This is a genomic window from Tolypothrix tenuis PCC 7101, assembly GCF_963874875.1.
Taxonomy (GTDB): Bacteria; Cyanobacteriota; Cyanobacteriia; order Cyanobacteriales; family Nostocaceae; genus Aulosira; species Aulosira tenue.
In genome coordinates this window covers 1,339,276-1,362,771 of record NZ_CAWNJS010000001.1, presented here as the reverse complement: position 1 = coordinate 1,362,771, position 23,496 = coordinate 1,339,276, and the positions used below count along the sequence as shown (strand labels likewise).

Below are 23,496 nucleotides of genomic sequence, written 5' to 3'. Positions count from 1 at the left end.
TTAATTGCACTTTAGGAAGTTAACTTAAAAAAAATTTACTATTACTAGATCCATGACAGTTTCACCATGTCGCAACAGCTTCTTCGTAGAGTACAAAGACCTCTACCAATTTCTCACAGCAGTTCAAGAAAATTGCCTCAACAATAATTGCAAGCAATTTGTGAGTATTTCGCTAGAAATTGATCTAGTAGATCCCCTAGTTGTATTAGATGAACTGGCTGAAGTAAATGAGATAAATTTTTATTTTGAAAATAAGGGGAAAGGAGAAGCGATCGCAGCTATTGATGCTGTGGCGACATTAAGTATTGATGGAACTGATCGATTTAGTAAAGCCGAAAATTTTATCAAAAATTCTCTCAAAAATATAGTTAAATTTAGTAACGATAATTTACCTTTTTCTGGCCCGCATTTTTTCTGCTACTTTAGCTTTTTTCCCAAAAACTCCCAAGCAGATTACCCATTTTCTGCGGCAACAATTTTTCTACCACGTTGGCAAATATCTATCAAAAATCAGCGCTGCATTTTAGTGATGAATTCAGTTGTCACAGCCAGCGAAAATATTAATCGGATATTACAAACTCTGTGCAATAAAATCGACACAATTAATTCTTTAAAATATTATTCGCCTAATCTGGAAGTTTTTCCTGCTAATTTTAGCAAAAAATCCGTTAGCAATGCGAATCATTTTAAAAGTTCTGTAACATCTGCTTTAGAAAAAATTCGTAATAATCATTTAACCAAAATTGTGTTAGCGGATGCTTTAGATGTTCACTCTAGCAATGATTTTAATTTATTTAAATCTTTAAATAATCTGCGGCAAATACATCCTAATTGCTATATATTCTCTACGAGTAATGGCAAGGGACAAAACTTTATTGGCGCAAGTCCAGAACGTTTAATCTGTATTCACGATCAAAAGTTGATTACAGATGCGTTAGCGGGTTCTGCACCACGTGGTAAAACACCCACTGAAGATGCAGCTAATGCCAATCTGTTAATTAATAACGAAAAAGAAAAGCACGAACATTCTCTAGTTATTGATTTTATTACTCAACGGCTATCTCAAATCGGTTTATTACCCCAGGTATTACCACCACGATTGCGACAGTTATCGAATATTCAGCATTTATGGACACCAATTAGCGCCTTAGTTCCTGCTAACGTCCATCCCTTAAAAATTGTCGCACAACTGCATCCTACACCAGCCGTCGCCGGTGCAGCCAGAGATATCGCCTGTGCGGAAATTCGCCGCTACGAAAACTTTGAGAGGGGTTTATATGCTGCACCTCTGGGTTGGGTTGATTCTGAGGGTAACTGCGAGTTTGTTGTAGGAATTCGTTCTGCGCTCATTGATGGCGATCGCGCTAGACTATACGCAGGTGCGGGTATCGTTGCAGGTTCCGATCCTGAAAAAGAGTTTGCAGAGGTGCAACTGAAACTTCAGGCTTTATTAAAAGCTTTAGTTTAATTAGAAATAATCGAGCAAAAAAGTTATACTTATCACTCAAATCTCAGATAGACAGGAATTCTCAATTCAAACTAGTATTAAAAAATTAAGGTGCGTTAGCCTGCGGCGTAACACACCCTACAAATGATGTTATTTTATTGACTATTTTTTAGGTATTTGCTATTTCTTGCACTATGACATAAGGCTGAACAATGAGTGTTTGAAATCGCTTTTGAGGATTGGCATTCCACTCTCCCAACTGTTCTGGATTGGGTTTGGTAATCAATTGCTCATCAATCCATAGTTGAACTTGGGGAATATTATCAGTGGCGATCGCAACTCCCACATCTAATAAATCTAACCCCGATGCTACTACAATTACCGCATCTCTTTTCACATGAGGAATTAGCCATTCCCACTCAGATTCATCTAAATTTTCTGCTAATTCCGCTCTAAAATCCGGCATAATTCCTCAATTATTTTATGAGTCTAATTATAATTTTACATGAATATGAAATTTATAGTTATAGCTTTTCCTCATCTGAGGAATTACCAATTTATCTGCGTACATCCTCTTCTATCGGCAGTTAATTATTTTTTCCTTACATTATTGTAATACTTTAATTGTTTCCTAAGATTCTGCTTGCATCTCTTCTATTTCAAACAAAGATACAATTACCCCAGCTATAGGAATAGAGATAAAAATACCTAGCAACCCTGCGACTCTCGCACCCACTAGTAAAGCAAAAAATACGACGATAGGATTTAGATTTAGCGCCCCTTGCATAATTCGTGGCGCAATTAAATTATCTTGAATTTGCTGTAGTACAATACAAGCTATTAAAACTTTCAATGCTAGCCAAACACTTTGAGATAAGACAATCAAAGTAATAGTACTAACCCCCAATGTTGCGCCAATCCCAGGAATCACATCCAGTAAACCAACTATGACTGATAAAAGTAAGGCAAAGGGAACATTTAAAACTACGAATACAATAAATGTAGCAGTTGTTAAAAATAAAGTTAATAACAACTGACCGCGAAAAAATCCTAGAAAACTTTTTTTGATGATTCTATTAAAGCGATTGCGTTTTTGACTGGGAACTATTTTGAGAATTAATTGCCAAATTTTCTCACCATCTAGCAGCATAAAAAATGAAATAACAGCAATCAATATAAAAGTTACAAAGTTAGTCAGGAATTGTTGCAAAATAGCTAAACTATTTACCAGACTATTGATTGCTTGAGTGCGTAACTGGTCTTCAATAAAATTTAAATCTATTTGTAAATTACGACTACGTAAAAAAGATTCTAATCGCTCAATTAAAGGTGCTAAAGAATTTAAAAAAGTAGTTATACTATCTATTAACTGTTGTCCTTGGGATAAAACAGCTAAACCCAAGGTAATCGCAATTCCTCCCAACACCACAATGCTGAGTAGGAAAACTAAAACAACAGCAACACCGTGGGGTAAAAAACGCCGAAGCCACTTTACAGGATAACTGAGTAAAAAAGCTAAAATGGCGGCGAATGTAAAAATTACAATCACCCCTTGAAAGTAGGCTAAAAGCTGTACAATTGCCCAACCTGCAGCAACTAAAAGTAAAAAGCGGACTAAAGCCAGATTGTTTAATCGCTGCCAAAAATTCTTGGCTTCTAAGCCGGTCATATTAATTTGAGAGTTGAGATTTCAACTGGGGCGCACAAATTGTCACCACAATATTGAAATTAACTTTATAGAAACTACAGAAGCGATCGCACCCTCCCTTAAGTAGATTTTCTGCTTTTTCTGGCTCATCGTCCTAAATCATGCATTTGATTAATCACATCTGCACATTTTTGGGTCAAAGCTTGCAATTCCTCCTTATTTGAGGAACTAGGGGTATCAATCACCTGCCCAATTCTGACAGTAATTGGAACATTACGGGGTATAGACGAGCCTTTTTGTAAAATTTGCTCAGTACCCCACAAACTGACTGGTAAGATGGGCGCTTTTGCCTTTGCTGCTAACAGTGCTGCGCCTCGTTTGGGGTCTGTAATTCGACCATCGTTTGTGCGAGTACCCTGCAAGAACACACCCACAGCCCAACCATTATCTATACACTCTAAAGCAGAACGAATGGCAGTGCGATCGGCTGCGCCCCTGCTGACTGGATAAGCACCATACAATTTAATTGCTTGCGCCAAAACAGGGACTTTAAATAATTCTTCCTTCGCCATGTAAGCCACTGGACGCAGGACACAGTTAGAGACTATTGGCGGATCAAAGTAACTAGCATGATTACTCACGACTAATAACGGCCCAGATTGCGGGACATTTTCTGCCCCATGAATCTTGACCCGAAAGTAAGCATGAAGCATTGGACTGACAATAGACCACTTAAAAGCGTGATAAAGTGCCAGGCTAACTAAAGGTTCACGGCTTTTGCTCATAATCAAAGAATTAGGTGGTGGTTAAAGGGGAAAAGGGAAAAGGTTCAAAAGTTGTAGAGACGCGATTAATCGCGTCTGTACTCAAAAGTCAAAATTGATCAATTATTTCTACCCAGTCTCCAATCCCCAATCCCCTAACCCGGTAACTCAGCAGCATTCCGGATGTTTTTTAAGCTTAAACCAGGAGTGGTGCGTTTAATTAAACCAGTTAACACATTACCTGGGCCAATTTCTATGACTTCCTCAATACCTTGAGTTGGTAGTAGCAGGGAAATTTCTCTCCATCTGACAGAACCGGTCATTTGTTGAATCAGCCGTTGTTTGAGAGTCTCAGCATCAACAGTTGGTATGGGTTCTACATTAGATACTACAGGTACATTTGCTGCTTGAAATTCCACACCATCAAGGATTTCTTGGAATTCTGTAGCCGCAGATGCAATTAAAGGTGAGTGAAATGCGCCAGAAACTTTTAAAGGAATCGCACGCTTGCTTTTTACTTGGGACATAACCTCATGTACAGCATCTGGAGTCCCAGAAATTACGACTTGAGCCGGACTGTTATCATTTGCCAGCACTACATCAGGCTTGGCAGCAATTACCGCATCCAACTGTTCGCGGTCAAAGTTCATCAGCGCTGCCATCATCCCACCAGAAACGGCTTCCATAAGTTCAGCACGACGCTTGACTAAGTGTAAGCCAACAGACCAATCAAAAACACCAGCAACGTACAGGGCAGAGTATTCTCCTAAACTATGCCCAGCCACTAAATCTGGCTGATGTCCTCTTTCTTGAAGCAAATCGGCGAGAATGCTTTCTACTACATAAAGACAGGGTTGAGTGTAGAGTGTACGAAATAACTGGTCGCCATCACTTTGGCAAATATCAATAACAGACCAACCTAAGATGGCCTCAGCTTGGGCAAATTTCTCCTTCGCTGAGGGTATCTCTAATAAGTCCATTCCCATACCGGTTACTTGGGAACCTTGTCCGGGAAAAACCCATGCAGTTTTAGTCATTGCTCAATAGTCAGTTCAATAGACAACGTTTGAGAGTCAAGGGTCAAGGGTCAAGGGTCAAGGGTCAAGGGTCAAAACTGAAAGATGTATTCTTTGGACTTTTTGACTTTGGACTCTTGACTCAAAGATTTATCTTCCCCATTGGAAAATTGCTGCACCCCATGTCAGGCCAGCACCAAAGCCAGATGCAGCAATAATGTCATTGGGTTTAATTTTGCCTTGCCGCACAGCTTCATCTAAAGCAATGGGAATAGAGGCGGCGGAGGTATTGCCATAGTTGGCAAGATTACTAATAACTTTTTCTTTGGGAATATTGAGGCGTTGGGCTACAGCGTCTAGAATGCGCTGGTTAGCTTGATGTAAGAGTAGCCAATCTATTTGATCGACATTGAGGTTCGCCTGAAATAAAGTTTTGTCTATAACTTCTGGTACTTTTTGCACAGCAAAGCGGTAGACTTCTTTGCCGTTCATGGTAATGGGGTGATATTTACCTTGGGAGATATTGACGTTAGGAATCAATTCTTGACAAGAGGCTTGATAGGCAAGGTTCAGGAAGTGGTTTTGGCTACCGTCACTTTTCAGGGTAAATCCTAGTAAGCGATCGCTCTCATTGGCCTGCATGACTACTGCTCCAGCTCCATCACCAAACAGTACACAGGTGCTGCGGTCTTGCCAATCTACCCAACGAGAGAGGATGTCTGCCCCTATTAACAGTACATTCTGATATACACCGCTTCTAATGTATTGGGCTGCGGTGACCATGCCAAATATAAAGCCAGAACAGGCAGCAGTTAAGTCAAATGCTACGGCTTTAGTTGCTCCAATTTCCGCCTGAATTTGACAAGCACTACCAAACAGATCATCAGGGGTAGAGGTTGCCAAAATAATTAAATCCAAATCTGCGGCGCTAATTCCAGCGGATGCGATCGCTTGACTACTAGCACGAGCAGCGAGTACACTCAATGACTCTGCTGGATTTGCCAACCGCCTTTGACGAATTCCTGTTCTTGTGGCGATCCACTCGTCTGAGGTCTCCACTAGTGCAGTCAGCGCTTCATTATCCACAGAAGTTTCTGGTACTGCCGAGCCACTGCCAGTAATTGCTATGCCTATGTTATGCACTCCTAAGTCTCCCACAATATCACCTATCAGCGTTTAGTCATTAGTAATCATGAGTAATTAGTCATTTAATCTTGACTAATTACTCGTCTTGTGCTATTTTCTGTTGCTTTCTGGCTGATTGCTAACCACTTTCACGCTCTAGGGCTTGATATTGGGTACGTAGGCGTTGTAGCACCTGGTTATCTACAGCTTCTTTGGCCATACGAATTGCATTAAAAACTGAAGGCGCTTGTGAGCTACCATGACCAATCAAACAAACTCCATCCACACCTAAAAGCAAAGCACCGCCATGTTCTGCGTGATCCATCCGTTGCTTAATTCGCTTCAGGTTGGGTTTTAAAAGTGCTGTACCGATTTGACCATGCAAGCCTTGGGGTAATTCTTCCCGCAGGATTTGTAAAATCACTCCGCCTACGGCTTCGGCAAATTTTAGTAACACATTGCCGACAAAGCCATCACAGACAATGACATCAAAGTCACCAGACAGGACATCACGCCCCTCAGCATTGCCAATAAAAGAAATTTGAGTATTTTCTTTGAGGAGTTGGTGGGCGCGCAAAGCCACTTCATTACCTTTAGTGTCTTCCTCGCCAATGTTCAACAGCCCTACTTTTGGTTCTGGTGTACCCAGTACATATTGACTGTAGGCCGACCCCATTACAGCAAACTGCTCTAAAAATTTCGGGCGACAGTCTACATTGGCACCAACATCAAGTATGAGTACTGGCTTGCCAGCTTTGATTGTAGGAAAAACTGTCCCAATGGCTGGGCGGTCAATTCCCGGCAAGCGTCCTAGGCGGAGCAAAGCGGAGGCCATAGCTGCCCCAGAGTGTCCTGCGGAAAACACAGCATCAGCTTGTTGCTGCTTCACCAAATCCATCGCCACATTGATCGAAGCCTTACGCTTGCGTCTAACTGCGTTTAGCGGCTCCTCATCCATTGCGATCGCTTCCTCAGCAGGAACGATCTCTACCTGCGCCAGGTTGGTTTTTGGCGGCAGGGCAGCTTCAATTTGTTGGGGATCACCCACCAACAATACTGTTACACCCAGCTCCTCGCCTGCGCGCACAGCGCCAGCCACGATTTCAGCGGGTGCATGATCCCCTCCCATTGCATCAATTGCGATCCTTACGCCAGTCGATCCCATTGCTCAAAGCTTTTAGAAACCTTACAAATTTTACCAGATGGCTTCGCCCAAAAATCGGAACTTTTAGGTAGCCGGATGAATTTACTGGGGATTAGGGACTGGGGACTGGGGACTGGTGACTGGGGACTGGTGACTGGGGACTGGGGATTGGGAGACAAGGAGAAATCCCAATTACCAATTACCAATTACCAATTACCCATTACCTATTACCCAATGCCCAATGCCCAATGCCCAATGCCCTATTCCACTGAACTTAATACCCAGTCAACTAGAGTTCTGACACCGTAGCCTGTGGCACCGGGGCCGTTGTAGCCGTTTTCTTTATCTGACCAGACGGGGCCTGCAATATCTAGGTGCGCCCAAGGGGTATCTTTGACAAATTGCTTGAGGAATAGGGCGGCTGTAATGGAACCACCAGGACGAGGGCCAGTATTCTTCATATCGGCGATGCCAGATTTTAGCCCTTCAAAATATTTTTCTTCCATTGGCATCCGCCAAATCTTTTCACCGGTGCTTTTTGCTGCTTTTTCTATTTGGGCAGCTACCGCATCATCGGGGGTGTACAAACCTGCAATATCTTCACCCAAAGCAATGACGTTGGCACCAGTGAGGGTGGCTAAATCGACGATCGCATCTAGTCCTAATTTATCGGCATATACCAAGGCATCGGCTAAAGTTAAACGTCCTTCAGCGTCGGTGTTATTTACCTCGATGGTTTTGCCATTAGAGGCGGTAAGGATGTCACCGGGGTGCATTGCATGACCGCTAATCATGTTTTCGGTGACGGCGGAAATAAAGTGAACCTCGGCACTGGGCTTAATTTGGGCAATGGCTTTGGCTGCGCCTAAAGTTGCAGCCGCACCACCCATATCAATTTTCATAGTTTCGATACCGCTACCAGCACCTTTAATATTCAGTCCGCCGGAGTCGAAGGTTAAGCCTTTACCAATAATTGCTAGTTTGCGTGTGGGTGTGCCTTCTGGCTTGTAGGTGAGGTGAATAAATTTAGGAGGTAAATCTGAAGCTTGGGCGACTCCTAAAAAAGCACCCATGCCCAACTTTTCGCATTCTTCCCGTTCTAAGATTTGGATTTGCAAACCATGATCTTTAGCGATCGCTTCGGCAGTTTCCGCCATTGTAATTGGTGTAACAGAGTTTGCTGGGGCTGCTACTAATTCTCTGGCTAAAATTACCCCAGAAACTATCTGATTTGCGAGGTTAATAGCGGATTCTTGCCCACCGAAACCTAGTAAATCTATGGTTTCTACTTGTGATTTTTTTTCTTCTGGGTCAGACTTAAAGCGAGTATCTTGATAAAGCGCTAATTGCACGCCTTCCGCGATCGCTTGGGCTGTTGCTGCTGGATCGTTGTTCCATAATGGGAAACTAAAACCTAAAGTTTTTACTTTTTGCTTTTTAGCTACCCTTCCCACAGCTGCAGCCGCGCGCCGTAAGGAATCGGTAGTTAGCGCGTCTGGTTTACCCAAACCGACGATAATTACTTTCTTGACTGGGGTACTAGCTGCTATCCGAGTGAAAACAGTGCTGTTGGCTTTACCCTTAAATTCCTCTTCAGTAATTAATTCTTTTAATATTCCGGCAAATTTGCTATCTAAAGTCGCTAATTCGCCTGTTAACTCTAGGTTATCTTCAAATAATCCAATTGCTAAAGTATCTCCTGTCCACTCTAAAAGCGGCGTATCGCTAGGTCGAATTACCATTTTTGTATTTTGTGTAAAAGTTCTTGTACCAGTATTGCTTAAAATTCTCTGTTCATGCATTAGGAAAAGGGTATGGGGCATTGGTATGATGATTCTCTGCCAATTACCCATTACCAATTACCCATTCCCCTAAAGATTAAACTTATGAGCGATCGCATCAATGATCTTTTGCTCTACTTCTGTAGTTTCACCGTTAAGTTGGGCAATTTTTTGACATTGAGCCAACAAGGGAATAGCAAAATCACGATTGAGTTGATTGAGTAAGCTATCTAAAGGCTGGGGTGATTGAATATTTTTAGCGATGGTATTTAATGAATGTTCGCTGAGATTTATAGCTTTTAACTCTGGGAGAATTTCTGACCAAGTCTTTTCTGGATGGCTGGCAAGGATCATGTGTACTAAAATTTGATCCATGACAGCTTCTTGAGCGATCGCTGTTTCTAAGTATTTTTCACTTTGTTGCTTTAATGTTGCTAATGTCTCTTTGTCAGTCAACGAGGTGGATTCATCCAGCTTGGCTTCGTAAAATCGACAAGCAGCATAGCCTAAAGAATAAATCATCGTCGCATTAGAACTAGCTGCGATCGCAGCACCAGCAAAAGGTACATTTCGCAGTAAGCCTAACCCCGCAGCTTTTAACAGCCGACTACCGCCCAAAGCTAAACCAAAAATTGCCAAAACCTCACCCTTGCGCGCTGGGTCTTTTAAATTTAACCCGTAGGCGGATGCTATTTCATAAAGCATTTCTGATTGCAATTGTGTTGTCGCTGCTAAATCAATTGCTAATAAAGCCGCCGCTACACCTGGCAAAATACTCGTTGCTAAACCAATTCCCCCTGCTTTTGTAGCTTTTTCCACCATGATTCTGTGGGAAATTTGGCTAGGTGACTCTTGGGGATATTGTTGTTTGAGTTGATTAACTGCTGCTTCTGCTTTTGCTAAATCAACATTTTCACTAGCACCAATCAACCAATTGAGATTTAATACCCCAGATAGTCTGCGAATTAACCAATTTTGGCTAAGGTTGTCTACTACTTTGCCGCTTGTTTGAGTTGATTGTTCAATTAACTTATGTGTTTGTTTAGCAACTGTTTCTCCTACTGCAACGGCTGTCCCCGCTAGCCAGTTGAATGTTTCGCCAACAGATGTCAAAAATGATAGTTTATCTTTTGTTGTATTATCGGCTAAATTATTGATTTTTTTATTTGCTATTTCTTGAGAAATTTTATCTGCCATTGCATGACACCTTCAGTGTACAGCCTTTCTATTCTTGGTTGTAGCAAAGGTGCGTATATTTTTACCTCTTTCCTCAAGGATAAGCCGATAGATAAAAATCTACTTGTGATTTCCAGACTCAATCGGAAAATAATCTAGCTAAGTCTTGACGCAAAGCTTGCCCAATATAGAATTTTAGCAAGGCTTCAACAGACATATCACGTTTGTTTGCTACTTTTGCCAAGGAAGCTAAAGTGTCTATAGGTATTTGAATAGATAAAGTTTTGCCTGGACGCGTTTTTATGTGTAATTACAACGATTCTTCTGAGTTATTCATATATTTGTCTTTGCAAAGAAGAATATAAATTTTATTATTTCATTTAATTAAGAGAGTTGCATTTCCTAAGTAGGATATGCAACTTTATTGCAGAAAATTCAAAACTTAAATTATGGAAGTTAAAGATTGAAGATTATGCTCTTTTACCTCCTCTGCTCCCGATACCATAGGATCATGCATTTCTTAGTAGCCTGCTTACATCTCACCTCACCGCATCTTTAAGTTGAAATGATTCAAGTACCTCAGCACTATTTTCTAAGAAATTATTAGCTTTCATAATTTCATAGAGATTAGTATCGCTCTCTAATAAACAGGCGTGCCCACTATGAGGTAAGATTACGGTTTTACTGTTAATTAAGATAGTATTTAATCTTTTTACTTCTTCTACAGAAGGTAAAAGCCGATCCTGTCCACCACCTATAAGTAATGCTGGTTGTGTGAGACAACGTAACTGTTCTTCTTTAACATCAAACTCTCGCAACAAACACAATCGCCACATTACTGTCTCTGGTGGTACAGAACGCATACTTTTGAGTAATTCTTGGCGATCGCTTCTGGTCATCCGTTGTAGGGATGCTAAAAATGGTAATAATGCTAAAGCGCCGACTTCATACAAACAAGGATGCACTAAGTTAGTTAGTTGCGATGCCCAAGTTAACCAAGGACGTAAATGAAAGCTAGAAGCTGGGTTAATCAGGATAATCCGCTTAAACAGATGTGGCGCTTGGATAGCTACTTTCATTGCTAAACAGCCGCCAAAAGACTCTCCACATAGATATACTGGTCGCTGGGCGCTTTTTTCTAATTCCGCGTGGATTAAATCCAATACATTCTTGGTGAGAATCTCCCATGTGGTGAGGTCTTGTCTGGGGATCGCCAAGCAGCGCACATCAAAACCAACTTCTAACCCAGCAGTTTGCGATCGCAATAGTTGACCTGTGCCATCCATTCCCGGTAAGTATACAAACAGGGGATACTGCGGCTGTATGCGCTTAGGAGTCAGGAAACACGGCTTTAACTCAACTTCCAGCATTGTCAAATTTTAATTAATTTTGTTGGTTTTCTAAAATTTACCTTGTAAAAGCTCAATATGTTTTATCTTTGAGCAATTGCCAGGTTTAATTTGTTCTATCACATTCAAAATTATCTAAAAATCGTAGCTTTATGCACAAAATTCCAGATAAACTTCAAGTTTGCAATTAATTGATTTATTCCGCCGACCTAAGATTAAGAAATTCACAAATTTAGCACTCCTTGACAGATGATTGAAGGGAGTGGTATCAATAAACAGATTTGACTCTAGCAGATAAATTGCTCTGAAATCTATAGAGGCAATCGTTATTATTTAGTGGATGGTTAGTTGATCCATCCACACTGCGAGATATTTTAATAACAACCTTGTCTTAACAGATTGGCAATTTCACAATGACAGTGTTCTGTCAGTTCATTGACAACAGTTTTGGCTTGTTTTCCTTGATATTGTTTTTGATGTTGGGGCTTAATCCAATAAGGATTACCAATTAACACAGCCACCCGACGATAAATGACCAAAGGATGCCAACCTGGTTGATTAAATAAGGCTTCTGAAGGGTCAAACAAACTCAACAACCTTAAAGGTACACCAGCGGTATTTACTTCTTCTAGAGAGGCGATCGCAATGGGCAGAATTGCCAAGTCTCTCACAGATGCTCGTAATGCCAAATGAGCAAATCCACGCTGAAATTCACCTAATTGATTTGGTTGGGTAGATTTTACCATTGGTGCGGTGCCTTCAGGAAACACCCCTACCATTTGCTGGGATTGCAATAGTACCTGGGATTGAGCAAAAAAGCTCTGTTGCCGATGTTTGATATCCTCCAAAGGAAAGCAACCCAACTGGCTGGTCACCAATTCCCGCATAATTGGCACTTGTCCCATGTAGTGATGGCAAGCAAAGCGGATAGGACGCGATAGCGCTGCCATTAATACTAAAGCATCCATAAAACTGCGGTGATTGCTGACAACTAACACACTAGCGTCATAGGGAATTCGATCCTCGTAATAACGAAACAATTGCGTTGATAATGCCGCTAATGACCAACGAGAAATGTCTAGAGGGCTATTTAGACTCATAAAAATCAATATATTTTTCTGAAAATATCGCAGCTGATCTTGACTTAAGATTTACATTTCTTCACTCCTATCACGACCGTCTTAAGGTAGAAATGTCTAATTATCAAAAACAACGATATTTTCTGAGTCTAGTTTTTTGTGTTTTTCGCCACAATAAGTGCCATAAAAAGCATTACTAACTATTGTTAGCAGCTAGTTAAAATCTATTAGGAGAAATTAGCTGGCTTTATGTCAGGCATAAAATAAACTGTGGTCTGTCCAGATTTGCTAATATTAAGGTGTGATTTGAAAAAACAGGAGTAATGTTATATAATTACGTGGTTTTGCTGACATAAGTAAGAGATAAAACGTTTTAATAAGTTGCTTTTTATTTTGCATGAATCTAATAAATAAAACAGAAAAGACATTTGCACTCACCACTCCTCTATATTATGTAAACGATGTCCCTCATGTAGGTAGTGCTTATACGACAATGGCAGCAGATGTGATTGCCAGGTTTCAGAGACTGTTGGGGAATCAAGTACTGCTGATTACAGGTACAGATGAACATGGGCAAAAAATTCAGCGTTCCGCAGCAAATTTAGGCAAAGAACCGCAAGAATTTTGTGATGAAATATCTCAAAGCTTCTTTTCTCTATGGCAGTTACTAAACATTAAATACGATCGCTTTATTCGCACTACTGATACTCGCCATGAAGCAATTGTCAAGGAATTTTTTGATCGAGTCTGGCAAGCAGGCGATATCTACCAGGGGCAACAAAAAGGATGGTACTGTGTATCTTGTGAAGAATTTAAAGAAGAAAGAGAACTCCTAGAAGGAAATCGTTGCCCAATTCATACTAACAAAGAAGTTGAATGGCGCGACGAACAAAACTACTTCTTCCGCTTATCTAAATATCAAACCCAACTGCAAGAACTGTACGCGTCTCAACCAGATTTTATTCAGCCTGCAAGTCGTCGTAACGAAGTCCTCAACTTTGTCAACCAAGGGTTGCAAGACTTTTCGATTTCGCGGGTGAATCTCGATTGGGGTTTTCCTGTACCTGTAGATCCTAAACATACTCTTTATGTTTGGTTTGATGCATTGTTGGGTTATGTCACCGCATTATTAGACCCCGATGCAGAACCAACTTTAGCCAACGCCCTAGCCAAATGGTGGCCAATGAATTTGCACCTAATTGGTAAGGATATTCTCCGCTTCCATGCAGTGTATTGGCCAGCAATGTTAATGTCAGCTGGCGTATCATTACCACAGCAAGTATTTGGGCATGGCTTTTTAACCAAAGATGGTCAGAAGATGGGTAAAAGTCTGGGTAATACCCTCAATCCCATAGAACTAGTTGAGCGCTATGGTAGTGACGCTGTTCGTTATTACTTCCTTAAGGAAATCGAATTTGGTAAAGATGGCGATTTTAATGAAGTTAGATTCATCAATGTTTTAAATGCAGATTTGGCAAATGATTTAGGCAATTTGCTCAATCGCACCTTGAACATGGTGAAAAAGTACTGCGGCGGTAATGTGCCATCAATCGCCCATGAGACGATTCCGGCTGACAATCCTTTAAAAGCGATTGGGCTAAGTTTAGGGGAAAAGGTGAAAAATGCTTACGAAATGTTAGCTTTCAACCAAGCTTGCACAGAAATTCTCTTGCTAGCGCAAGCTTGCAATAAGTTTATTGATGAACAAGCCCCTTGGACATTATATAAGCAAGGACAGCAGCAACAATTGGCACAAGTGCTATATGCAGTTCTAGAATCAGTTAGACTAGCAGCTTACCTGCTGTCCCCAGTGATTCCAAATATCAGTAGCGATATTTATCAGCAATTGGGCTTTGGAATTAACTTTAACGATCAGCTAGAAGTTGCCAATGCTGCTCCTTTTAGCGTTCATGCAACCTGGGGCGTACTATCCGATAAACAACAGTTGGGTACACCCCAACCAATATTTAAGCGGATAGAACTGCCAAAAAACAATTAGTAATTTGAATTTTTGATTTTGTTCAATCTCTAATTTTGTCAAAAAAATATCGGGGCTACTTAATATTTAGCCTCGGAACATTATCATAAACCGTTCTAACTTGCCTGTGAAAACTATTTTTTTAGTATCAAAAATAACAAGAATAAAAACTGAGGTATGACATCAATGTTGAATAATTTAGAAAATGACTCAATATTTACACCGGAACAAGTTTTAGAGAATAGAGGTCGTGTAGCCATATTTATTGATGGCTCAAATCTCTTTTATGCAGCACTACAACTAGGAATTGAAATTGATTACACTAAGTTACTGTGTCGATTAACTGGCGGTTCGAGACTATTGCGTGCTTTTTTCTACACAGGAGTAGATCGCACCAATGAGAAACAACAAGGGTTTCTTTTATGGATGCGTCGAAATGGCTATAGGGTGATTGCTAAAGATTTAGTACAGCTACCTGATGGCTCAAAAAAAGCCAATCTAGATGTCGAAATTGCCGTAGATATGATGGCTTTAGTTGATTCTTATGATACAGCAGTCTTAGTCAGTGGCGACGGCGATTTAGCCTATGCCGTCAACTCAGTTAGTTATCGGGGTGTCAGGGTAGAAGTTGTGAGTTTGCGTTCCATGACTAGCGACAGCTTAATTAATGTGAGCGATCGCTATATCGATTTAGAAGCCATCAAAGAAGATATCCAAAAAACCCCTCGCCAAAGCTACCCCTATCGACCTTTATCAAGTATGGGCTTTTTGGAAGATCCAAGAGAGACTGACGGACATTTAGAAATTCAAGATTAATGAAGCAGGAAGCAGATCAGCATCAAGGGAGCAGCGGTTTAGTGAAAGAGGGGGGAAATAAGAGATATTCCCCCCAATTCTTTTTATTCCCATCTCTGAGTGCTACAAACACTAAAGTTAATTGGCATCGCCTATCTTTAACATTATTTTTAATAGTTGGGTTATTTGCTTGTAGCGGTAGAAATACTAAAAATCAAGCAAATAACTCCAATACATCTGGACAAAATACAGATAGTAATTTGACATTTTTTAATGTAGCTTTTGAACAGTTTGATGAAGTAGGGCGACCAATTTGGAAAGTCAATGCTAAACAAGCAAAATACACCAAAGAAAAACAAATTGGTCAAGCTGAAAGCCCCTATGGTGAACTGTATCAAGATGGCAAAATAGTCTACCAAATTAAAGCAGAACGGGCAGATATTGAGCAAGATGGTAAGCAACTATTTCTTAAAGGAAAAATAGTGGCTACAGACCCTCGTAATGGCATAGTATTGCGAGGTAATGAATTAGAATGGCGACCCAAGGAAGATTTATTAATTGTTCGTAACCAAATTAACGGGACTCATAAAAAACTACAAGCAGTAGCCCAAGAAGCCAAAGTTAAAACCCGCGAACAGCGTATGGAATTATCGGGTAAGGTCATCGCTAACTCAGCCGATCCGCAATTACAAATGCGAACTGAGCATTTAATCTGGCAAATTAAAGAAGAAAAATTAATTGGCGATCGCCCCGTACAAATTGACCGCTACAAAAATAATCAAATTACTGACCGTGGACGAGGAAATGCTACGGAAATTAATTTGAAAACCAAAATTGCCACGGTGACAAAAAATGCCCAGCTAGAATTACTAGACCCACCAATGCAAATCGCTAGTAACTCTATGAACTGGAACATGAATACTGAAACTGTCACCACAACTTCACCTGTGCGTGTCTTTCATAAAGCGGAAAATGTGACAGTAACCGCAAACCAAGGGGAAATGAAGATACCACAAAAAACTGTTTATTTAACAGGCAATGTCAACGCTATTGGTCAGCGTCGCCAGTCTTTAAAGTCGCAAACATTAACTTGGTATCTAGACAAGAAATTAGTAGAAGCGCAGGGTAATGTAACGTATCGACAAGTTGATCCACCATTAAATTTTGCCGGGGAGACAGCGGTAGGTAATCTGCAAACCGAAAACATCGTTGTTAAAGGCGGCAATAGTGGCGGTAGGGTAGTTACAGAAATTATTCCTCAAGAAAAAGTGAAGGGGCAATAAATAGTTAAGAGTCAAGGGTCAATAGTCAAAGGTCAATAGTTTTTGGACTTTGGACTTTGGACTTTGGACTTTGGACTCTTGACTAACTTTTAAACAAAATTTGATTGCGGCTACTAGCACCGAGTTCCGGTAAGGTGTTGATGGTGGAATGAGGAGTTAAAGCGGCAGGGATTTGGGGTGCTACTTGCAACTTTTGTACCAAACGTTGTAAGAGTTGGTCTTGTCCAGTGCGGAAACCGGAGACATTATTACCACGGTTAATAATGGCAAACCAAACCAAACCGCGATCGCGTGTTGGCATCACACCAGCTAAAGCACTCACATCTCGCAAAGTTCCAGTTTTCATAACTGTACCAACTGGCATATGTCTAGCGTGCAGTGTGCCACGGTGATCGAACCCAGACATAGGAAACAAATCCGCTAAAGTGAGATTACGAGCCACTGCTTCTTGTTGCATTGCCATTAACATCGCACAAACAGCACGAGGAGAGATGCGATTTTCTGGGCCTAATCCTGAACCATTAATTAACTGAATTTCTCCTTCTGGAACTCTAGCTAGCTTTGCCGCAGTAGTTTGAACTACAGTATGACCTCCTACCGACTCTGCGAGCATTTCTGCGATATCGTTGTTACTATAAACATTCATCTCTTTGATAATTTGTCTCATAGGCAAAGAGAGATGACGAATTAGCACCGCTTGTTGTGGGTTTGCTTGCGGTTCAACTTTGATAGTTCCTGCGATCGCTACTTGGGGTTTTGGTGTACCCTTGGGCATAATCGAGTATGTGTAAATCGCTGGACGAGTCCAAGTAGCAGAATTAAGCGCTTGCTTAAATAATTGCCCTGCTAATAGCGGGTGACGTTGGAAATTCATGGAAAAATAGCCAGTAATCACCAAATTTCCCTTCACCTGCTTAATACCCATCTTATTGAGAGCATTACCAATGGCGATCGCTTCTTCCCAAACCATCATGGGATCGCCACCGCCATTCACCACTAAATCACCTTGCAATATACCATTCGTAATTGGCCCTGTAGCACTAATTACAGTCTCAAATTGATGATCTGGGCCCCAAGTTTTAAAAGCAACTAATGAAGTAGCAATTTTAGTTAAAGATGCAGCAGGTAAAGGTGTTGTTCCTTCATGATTAGCCATCAACATCGGCCCTGACTGCATCCAAATTCCCTGGCTTGCTGTCAGATTTTGTGCAATGAGTTTTGATGTAATTAAACCTTTCAAATAATCTTGCACTGTATTAGCACTAGCCGGATTTGGATCAGGTGCTAGCACTAAGCCAGGGCTACTTTGCCAAGCCAATGCATCTAAAGCATCTAAAGGCTTAATTTGTAACCCTGCCATTTCCAGCCACAGCGATACTAAACCTGAACTCAATAATTCCAGCATTCTTTGTTCCTCTATCAGGATGTATGAAGTTATTTACTGTGCTAATATACAAGTTTTTGTGAAGCTCATCAGCATGGAGTCATAATAACTGGTGTTTTCCCCATTAGTGAGTAGGGTAGATCACATATATAAGATGTAACTTTTTAAGCAGCATTAAATAGTACATTGTAGAAGTTACTTACTATCACTATGCTGAAGGCTGCGACTCACAGTATATACCAATAAATTGCAATGTAAATACCTGAATAAATTCTCAGTATTCATAGCACAATCTGGTTAAGCTTGAGCCTTTAACCTAAAATTGCGTCACTGGAACTTAATGACAAGCAAATCTTTCAGCCTTGCTATTTAAACGCACAATAGCTAACTGCTGCAAGTATCAATATTTCAAGAGTTTATCAGTTTTCAGTGCAGTGGCGTTTCCAGAACCAAACCCAACTTATCCCAATTTAAAAAAAGAATGTGACAGATACACAGAGCCAAAACCTTGTTCTGTCTAGGTTGTAAATTTAGAATTTTGAATTGGTATTAGTTATTGGGATGTTGCCAACATTATTTGAATTGGTATTAAATCTATCAATGATGATTAGAAACAAAATATACCTGACAGTTACAGCATCAACAAGATTTTGCTTTATCCAAACATCTGATTGATGCTGTACCCCTACTCTAGAACTTGCTAGCTTTAGCAACTCTACCTGAGAAATTTTCAAAATAAATGTGTAATTTTTATTCCCATATCTCAGTATTATTTCCTTTCTGGATGCCCTGTATCCTCTACAGTATGAACACCCATCTGATTGATCACAGCAATCATTTGATACAAGCGTCCTAAATCGCGTTGATTGAAGTACAAAACAAGACGGGGTAGATTAACTGTCTCATCTTGTCCTTCTTGAGATAATGCTTGGCTTTTTTCAATCTTTCCTTTAACTAAAATGTCGCTGAAGCTAGCATTAAGCTTTTCGACTTCAGCGTTGGATAAATCTGTTGTCAGCCGTATTACCAACTGATCGCCGACATAACGACTAGAGTGATAAACCTGGTAAAAACGGGTAATAGCATTACAAGCTACATCCAGGTTGTCCGTCACTGTATAAAGACTGGGGTCATCAGGACTAACAAGACCTTTTTGCACTAGTTGGCGATCGATATAATCACTCCAAGACCGCCAGTAATCACCACCAGGGCGATCAATTAAAACTAAAGGTACTGGGCCAAATTTACCTGTTTGGCTTAATGTCATGCACTCAAAGGCTTCGTCTTGGGTGCCAAAACCACCAGGAAATAAAGCTACAGCATCGCTTTCTTTCAACAGAAATAGTTTACGGGTGAAAAAATATTTAAAATTAATTAGCTTAGGATCACCTTCAATAAACGGGTTCGCCTGCTGCTCAAAAGGTAATTGAATATTTAAGCCAAAAGAATTTTCGCGCCCAGCGCCTTCATGACCGGCTTGCATGATTCCACCACCACCGCCAGTCATCACCATAAATCCCAGATGAGAAACAACAGAAGCAAACTGCAATGCCATTTTATATTCTGGGGTTTCTGGCGCTAAACGAGCCGAACCAAAAATCGTAACTTTGCGAACGTGTCGGTAGTCATAAAAGAGTTGAAAACCCCGTTCCATGTCTGCTAAAGCCGCAGACAATATTTTCCAATCGAGGCGCTCAATGTTACTATCAGCCAGGCGTACTATAGTAGCAAGTGCCTGTTTGATAAGTTGCTGATTTTTTAACGTCGGTAACCGATCAATTAATTCAGCGATATCCGCCTGTAGAGACTCTAATGTATCAAACGACGCAGATGAAGTCATGATAACTGCTGCCACAATGGCTTTATATTTTATCTAATTTTGGTGTGCTATTTATCAGCTGCTTCACGTAGCCGTTACGCCGATCGCTAAAAATTTTTGTTTATAGACCGACTAGGCAATAGGGACTAGAGAAGAGAGACTGGGTAATCAAATTTTTACCGTGATTAGCTTACTGGAAAAAGTCCTGAGTCAAAAAGTTCATCATTTCTTTCTCCTCTGCGTCTCTGCTCTCTGATCTCCCTTCTCGCCTATTTATTGATGGGCAACAAAAAGCACCTTTGGCTAATTATCAACCAAGGCGCTCTTACCGCTACTCTACGGACAGATTTACGTATACATGTAATTAACAACTCTCAAAGCCTTGACATAGGCTTTTTGGTGCTTTTGTAGACGCATAGCAGTGAGACAACGCTGCATAGATCAGCTGCTATTAGGAAGGGTCGCCCTGCATTGATTACGGAGTCCGCAGTCAGGGGTTTGCCCTTGATGAAGTGTCCAGTGATTTTTAGACCCCTTCTGGGGGCTTCCCAAGGAGTGTGGAATGTTGATTTCCGCCGCGCTGTGGTAGGAATGTATCAACAGCAATAAAAGAGTAAATTTAACTGCGGTAAATTTATACAGATTGATCTATGTAAAAAGTTTTATTGAGACGCGAAACATCGCGCCTCTCAAACTTTACAAAAATTGACCTAAAAGCAAGAGCAAATGGAAAAATCAGAAAGCTCTGATTACCAATGAAGTTTCAAAGATACTTTTCCAATGTGCTAGCTAATGTAGTTTTAGGCACAGCACCGACAACCATATCAACTTTTTGCCCACCTTTAAAAATCATTAATGTGGGGATGCTGCGGATGCCGTACTGACTAGCAACATTAGGATTCTCATCAGTGTTGACTTTGACAACTTTGATTTGACCGTCATATTGAACGGCGATTTCTTCTACAACAGGGGCTACCATCCGACAGGGGCCACACCAGGGTGCCCAAAAATCAACTAAAACAGGTACTTCACTGTCGATTACTTCTTGCTTAAAGGTAGAATCGGTAACTTGTGCGGCTGCTGACATGCCTAAAAACCTTGCCAATTATATTTCTGCGTTTCGTGAAAATTCTACCATAGCAAAAACAGTTGCTTGGAAGCGAACGGATGTACATTTGCAAAGAAGCTTGAGAATTTATTTCTATTTACATAAGGAACCGCCCGAACAGTAGTCCGGGCGGAGTGTGGTGTGAGGAGTGAACGGAAACATGCGTCTCCGCTATCTCTATTGTAGGCGACATATGTAATTTTTCCAGTGGTTGTTTAAGACTCTGGAAAAATTTCCTGATGGATTTGCCTGAAATATCTACTAGGGATTAGGTATTAGTATTGGATATTGGGCATAGGGTATGGGGCATGGGGCATATTTTTTTATTTAATCTTTGGCATTTGTAAGCAGCCCCAATGAAACAAGTTTCACCACCAAGGATGAAAGTCGAGGCGGGGATTTTTACTCAGCACTCAGTCAGCACTCAGCACTTTCAAGTCAGGAGGAGGAAAGATAAAATTGGACGTTCAAATTTATTTTACTTTTCCTCTGTGCTGCTTCTGCTTCCTTTTCCCCAGTCCATAATCCCTATTCCCTAAACCTTTATTTACCCATACCTAATTGTTGAGCTTTTTGGTAAACTTTGCCTTCAGTTAGCAAGGAAGGAGCAATCACAACTTCAACTTGTTGCATTTCTTTGATGTTTTTAGCTCCCAATGTACCCATACTTGTTTTTAAAGCTCCTAAAAGATTATGGGTGCCATCATCAAGTGCTGCGGGGCCAATGAGAATTTGCTCTAAGGTGCCTGTGGTAGCAACGCGAATCCGAGTCCCACGAGGCAGTACAGGGCTAGGAGTTGCCATTCCCCAATGGTAACCTCGTCCAGGTGCTTCGGCGGCTCTAGCAAAGGGAGAACCAATCATTACGCCATCAGCGCCACAAGCAATACACTTACAAATGTCACCACCAGTGATTAAACCACCATCAGCAATGATCGGTATGTAGTTACCTGTTTCCCGATAGTAATCATCGCGTGCAGCGGCACAATCTGCGATCGCAGTTGCTTGTGGTACACCTACACCTAATACACCGCGTGAAGTACAAGCAGCACCAGGGCCAATCCCTACTAGTACACCAGCTGCCCCGGCTTTCAATAGATCTAAAGTTACTTCGTAAGTAACGCAATTCCCCAAGATCACAGGGATGGGCATAGTACGACAAAATTCTGCCAAATCTAAGGGAACGATTGACTCTGGTGACAGGTGTGCCGTAGAAACAACAGTAGCTTGTACAAAAAATAAATCTGCCCCAGCTTTGGCTACTACCTCACCAAATTTACTGGCTCCGGCTGGTGTGGCGCTGACTGCTGCAATGCCACCTTGTTGCTTAATTTCCTGAATACGCTTTTCAATTAATTCCGGCTTGATTGGTTCGGCATACAACTGTTGCATGAGGGAAACGAATTCATCTTTCCCTACAGCAGCAATCTTATCTAAAATCGGCTCTGGATCAGCATAGCGAGTTTGGATACCTTCTAAGTTGAGGACACCTAATGCTCCCAACTGCGACAAACGTACAGCCATACGCACATCGACTACGCCATCCATAGCACTGGCAATAATGGGGATTTCTCGCTCAATATTACCAATACGCCACTTAGTATCTGCCAAGCTCGGATCTAGTGTTCCTCTGCCAGGAACTAAAGCTATTTCATCAATTCCGTAAGCTCTCCGAGCTGTTTTTCCCCGCCCAAGTTGAATGTCCACGCTTTAACTTATCTCAAATCTGTTTAAGCTAGGGTATCAAATTGTGGGCAAAGTTGGTGCAATTTTTTCACAAGTAACTGTCAGTAAGTAGCGCTTAAGAGAGCCTGTAAAATTCTTACAACAGTTGCCCTATTGAAGCTGACTGCTCTAAGCATGGGCTTGCTTGATCTGCGTATGTGCTATAAATTGACAAAGGCTCTGGAATCAAAAGGAACACTACCGACATGGAATTATCTGTAATAGCTTTACAAGCAGCAAATACCGCCCATCAACTCTACCGATAAGGCTGCTGGTGAGGCATTGGAGAAAGCTGGAGCAGATATTAGAGACTTTTTGATACAACGATTTCAAGGAAAAATTGAAATTAGAGGGTCTGAACCAAAACTTTTAGAAGCTGCGATATTAAGTGAAGCTGAGTGGGATAAAAGGTTTCAGGAAGACCTTGAAAGACTGGTGAAATTGATGAATTCTCTGCTTCCGCGAAAAACAAAGTATCTGAAATAGAACAATTACAGAATGAAAATTCACAGTTAAATACTCAAAAATCTGAGTTAGAGTCACAGTATTTAAAATTCTATCAGTACTATCAACAACAACAGCAATAAATAGCTAATTTGAGGGCACAACTTTTAGAAGCTAACCAACGGACATCTCCTACTCCTACTTATATTTCTCCACAACAACGACAAGAAACTACTAAGACGATAGCGACAGAAAAGAGAATTTCAGTAGAAGAATATCAAGGGATTTCTAATCAAAGTGATTATGTTCCTGTTAGAGCGCATATCCGCAATGGGAAACCTGTAAGAGCACATTACAGAAGAAAACCAGGCAAATGAGCTTCAAGATACAGGAGAAGGTGGGAAGCTCGTGATTTGCCAGATTGCACCTAA

Annotated in this window: 19 protein-coding genes; 5 read left to right on the top strand and 14 right to left on the bottom strand. The window is 41.0% G+C overall.

Going from position 1 to position 23,496, the window contains the following annotated elements:
- Positions 1–52 precede the first annotated feature (52 nt).
- Positions 53–1,468 (top strand): isochorismate synthase, encoded by a 1,416-nt coding sequence (locus tag AACU25_RS05495; RefSeq protein WP_096574258.1) that lies wholly within the window; start codon positions 53–55, stop codon positions 1,466–1,468.
- A 148-nt stretch (positions 1,469–1,616) separates the two neighbouring features.
- Here AACU25_RS05495 and AACU25_RS05490 read toward each other — a convergent pair whose 3' ends face one another.
- The 10 genes from AACU25_RS05490 to AACU25_RS05445 form a co-directional block, all read right to left on the bottom strand.
- A complete protein-coding gene (locus tag AACU25_RS05490; protein WP_096574257.1) occupies positions 1,617–1,913 on the bottom strand; it encodes a DUF2288 domain-containing protein in 297 nt (98 codons plus the stop codon).
- A 165-nt stretch (positions 1,914–2,078) separates the two neighbouring features.
- Positions 2,079–3,116: an AI-2E family transporter gene (locus AACU25_RS05485; RefSeq protein ID WP_096574256.1), complete on the bottom strand. Its 1,038-nt coding sequence runs from the start codon at positions 3,114–3,116 to the stop codon at positions 2,079–2,081.
- A gap of 125 nt (positions 3,117–3,241) precedes the next feature.
- Positions 3,242–3,880 (bottom strand): lysophospholipid acyltransferase family protein, encoded by a 639-nt coding sequence (locus tag AACU25_RS05480; RefSeq protein ID WP_096574255.1) that lies wholly within the window; start codon positions 3,878–3,880, stop codon positions 3,242–3,244.
- A 134-nt stretch (positions 3,881–4,014) separates the two neighbouring features.
- Positions 4,015–4,896, bottom strand: coding sequence for an ACP S-malonyltransferase (gene fabD, locus AACU25_RS05475; protein WP_096574254.1), 882 nt, complete (start codon positions 4,894–4,896; stop codon positions 4,015–4,017).
- Between the two features lie 129 nt (positions 4,897–5,025).
- A complete protein-coding gene (locus tag AACU25_RS05470; RefSeq protein WP_096583521.1) occupies positions 5,026–6,018 on the bottom strand; it encodes a beta-ketoacyl-ACP synthase III in 993 nt (330 codons plus the stop codon).
- Positions 6,019–6,139: 121 nt separating this feature from the next.
- Positions 6,140–7,165 carry a phosphate acyltransferase PlsX gene (gene plsX, locus AACU25_RS05465; protein WP_045869183.1) on the bottom strand — a complete coding sequence of 342 codons (1,026 nt, stop codon included), beginning with the start codon at positions 7,163–7,165 and terminating at the stop codon, positions 6,140–6,142.
- A 239-nt stretch (positions 7,166–7,404) separates the two neighbouring features.
- Positions 7,405–8,886 carry a leucyl aminopeptidase gene (locus tag AACU25_RS05460; RefSeq protein WP_096583519.1) on the bottom strand — a complete coding sequence of 494 codons (1,482 nt, stop codon included), beginning with the start codon at positions 8,884–8,886 and terminating at the stop codon, positions 7,405–7,407.
- A 129-nt stretch (positions 8,887–9,015) separates the two neighbouring features.
- On the bottom strand, positions 9,016–10,122 hold the full coding sequence (locus AACU25_RS05455; protein ID WP_096574253.1) for an EcsC family protein: 1,107 nt from the start codon (positions 10,120–10,122) through the stop codon (positions 9,016–9,018).
- Positions 10,123–10,640: 518 nt separating this feature from the next.
- Entirely contained in the window at positions 10,641–11,471 is an 831-nt protein-coding gene (locus AACU25_RS05450) for an alpha/beta fold hydrolase (RefSeq protein ID WP_096574252.1), read from the bottom strand.
- 353 nt (positions 11,472–11,824) lie between these two features.
- Entirely contained in the window at positions 11,825–12,550 is a 726-nt protein-coding gene (locus AACU25_RS05445; RefSeq protein WP_096574251.1) for a lysophospholipid acyltransferase family protein, read from the bottom strand.
- A gap of 376 nt (positions 12,551–12,926) precedes the next feature.
- Here AACU25_RS05445 and metG point away from each other — a divergent pair, with 376 nt between their 5' ends.
- The 3 genes from metG to lptC all read left to right on the top strand — a co-directional run bounded on the left by metG (position 12,927) and on the right by lptC (position 16,585).
- Entirely contained in the window at positions 12,927–14,528 is a 1,602-nt protein-coding gene (metG, locus tag AACU25_RS05440) for a methionine--tRNA ligase (protein ID WP_096574250.1), read from the top strand.
- A gap of 165 nt (positions 14,529–14,693) precedes the next feature.
- Entirely contained in the window at positions 14,694–15,323 is a 630-nt protein-coding gene (locus AACU25_RS05435) for a LabA-like NYN domain-containing protein (RefSeq protein WP_045869190.1), read from the top strand.
- Complete coding sequence (gene lptC / locus AACU25_RS05430) at positions 15,323–16,585, top strand: LPS export ABC transporter periplasmic protein LptC (RefSeq protein WP_096574249.1); 1,263 nt, start codon at positions 15,323–15,325, stop codon at positions 16,583–16,585. The genes AACU25_RS05435 and lptC overlap by 1 nt, the downstream gene beginning before the upstream one ends.
- 82 nt (positions 16,586–16,667) lie before the next feature.
- Here the strand turns inward: lptC and AACU25_RS05425 are convergent, their stop codons facing one another.
- The 4 genes from AACU25_RS05425 to AACU25_RS05410 all read right to left on the bottom strand — a co-directional run bounded on the left by AACU25_RS05425 (position 16,668) and on the right by AACU25_RS05410 (position 22,603).
- Positions 16,668–17,990, bottom strand: a complete 1,323-nt coding sequence (locus AACU25_RS05425; protein ID WP_096574248.1) for a D-alanyl-D-alanine carboxypeptidase — start codon at positions 17,988–17,990, stop codon at positions 16,668–16,670.
- Between the two features lie 748 nt (positions 17,991–18,738).
- Complete coding sequence (locus AACU25_RS05420; protein ID WP_096574247.1) at positions 18,739–19,809, bottom strand: LOG family protein; 1,071 nt, start codon at positions 19,807–19,809, stop codon at positions 18,739–18,741.
- Between the two features lie 742 nt (positions 19,810–20,551).
- Positions 20,552–20,875 (bottom strand): thioredoxin, encoded by a 324-nt coding sequence (trxA, locus tag AACU25_RS05415; RefSeq protein ID WP_096574246.1) that lies wholly within the window; start codon positions 20,873–20,875, stop codon positions 20,552–20,554.
- 564 nt (positions 20,876–21,439) lie between these two features.
- Positions 21,440–22,603 carry a GuaB3 family IMP dehydrogenase-related protein gene (locus AACU25_RS05410; protein WP_096574245.1) on the bottom strand — a complete coding sequence of 388 codons (1,164 nt, stop codon included), beginning with the start codon at positions 22,601–22,603 and terminating at the stop codon, positions 21,440–21,442.
- A 614-nt stretch (positions 22,604–23,217) separates the two neighbouring features.
- Here AACU25_RS05410 and AACU25_RS05405 point away from each other — a divergent pair.
- Complete coding sequence (locus AACU25_RS05405; RefSeq protein ID WP_096574243.1) at positions 23,218–23,442, top strand: hypothetical protein; 225 nt, start codon at positions 23,218–23,220, stop codon at positions 23,440–23,442.
- Positions 23,443–23,496: the final 54 nt, after the last annotated feature.

What these genes read in the sequence shown, in the direction of transcription:
- lptC (WP_096574249.1), top strand. Translation starts at nt 15,323, where the DNA reads ATGAAGCAGGAAGCAGATCAGCATCAAGGGAGCAGCGGTTTAGTGAAA.
- AACU25_RS05425 (WP_096574248.1), bottom strand. Translation starts at nt 17,990, where the DNA reads ATGCTGGAATTATTGAGTTCAGGTTTAGTATCGCTGTGGCTGGAAATG.
- AACU25_RS05435 (WP_045869190.1), top strand. Translation starts at nt 14,694, where the DNA reads ATGTTGAATAATTTAGAAAATGACTCAATATTTACACCGGAACAAGTT.
- AACU25_RS05485 (WP_096574256.1), bottom strand. Translation starts at nt 3,116, where the DNA reads ATGACCGGCTTAGAAGCCAAGAATTTTTGGCAGCGATTAAACAATCTG.
- metG (WP_096574250.1), top strand. Translation starts at nt 12,927, where the DNA reads ATGAATCTAATAAATAAAACAGAAAAGACATTTGCACTCACCACTCCT.
- AACU25_RS05450 (WP_096574252.1), bottom strand. Translation starts at nt 11,471, where the DNA reads ATGCTGGAAGTTGAGTTAAAGCCGTGTTTCCTGACTCCTAAGCGCATA.
- trxA (WP_096574246.1), bottom strand. Translation starts at nt 20,875, where the DNA reads ATGTCAGCAGCCGCACAAGTTACCGATTCTACCTTTAAGCAAGAAGTA.
- AACU25_RS05460 (WP_096583519.1), bottom strand. Translation starts at nt 8,886, where the DNA reads ATGGTAATTCGACCTAGCGATACGCCGCTTTTAGAGTGGACAGGAGAT.
- AACU25_RS05495 (WP_096574258.1), top strand. Translation starts at nt 53, where the DNA reads ATGACAGTTTCACCATGTCGCAACAGCTTCTTCGTAGAGTACAAAGAC.
- fabD (WP_096574254.1), bottom strand. Translation starts at nt 4,896, where the DNA reads ATGACTAAAACTGCATGGGTTTTTCCCGGACAAGGTTCCCAAGTAACC.
- AACU25_RS05490 (WP_096574257.1), bottom strand. Translation starts at nt 1,913, where the DNA reads ATGCCGGATTTTAGAGCGGAATTAGCAGAAAATTTAGATGAATCTGAG.
- AACU25_RS05445 (WP_096574251.1), bottom strand. Translation starts at nt 12,550, where the DNA reads ATGAGTCTAAATAGCCCTCTAGACATTTCTCGTTGGTCATTAGCGGCA.
- AACU25_RS05455 (WP_096574253.1), bottom strand. Translation starts at nt 10,122, where the DNA reads ATGGCAGATAAAATTTCTCAAGAAATAGCAAATAAAAAAATCAATAAT.
- plsX (WP_045869183.1), bottom strand. Translation starts at nt 7,165, where the DNA reads ATGGGATCGACTGGCGTAAGGATCGCAATTGATGCAATGGGAGGGGAT.
- AACU25_RS05420 (WP_096574247.1), bottom strand. Translation starts at nt 19,809, where the DNA reads ATGACTTCATCTGCGTCGTTTGATACATTAGAGTCTCTACAGGCGGAT.
- AACU25_RS05480 (WP_096574255.1), bottom strand. Translation starts at nt 3,880, where the DNA reads ATGAGCAAAAGCCGTGAACCTTTAGTTAGCCTGGCACTTTATCACGCT.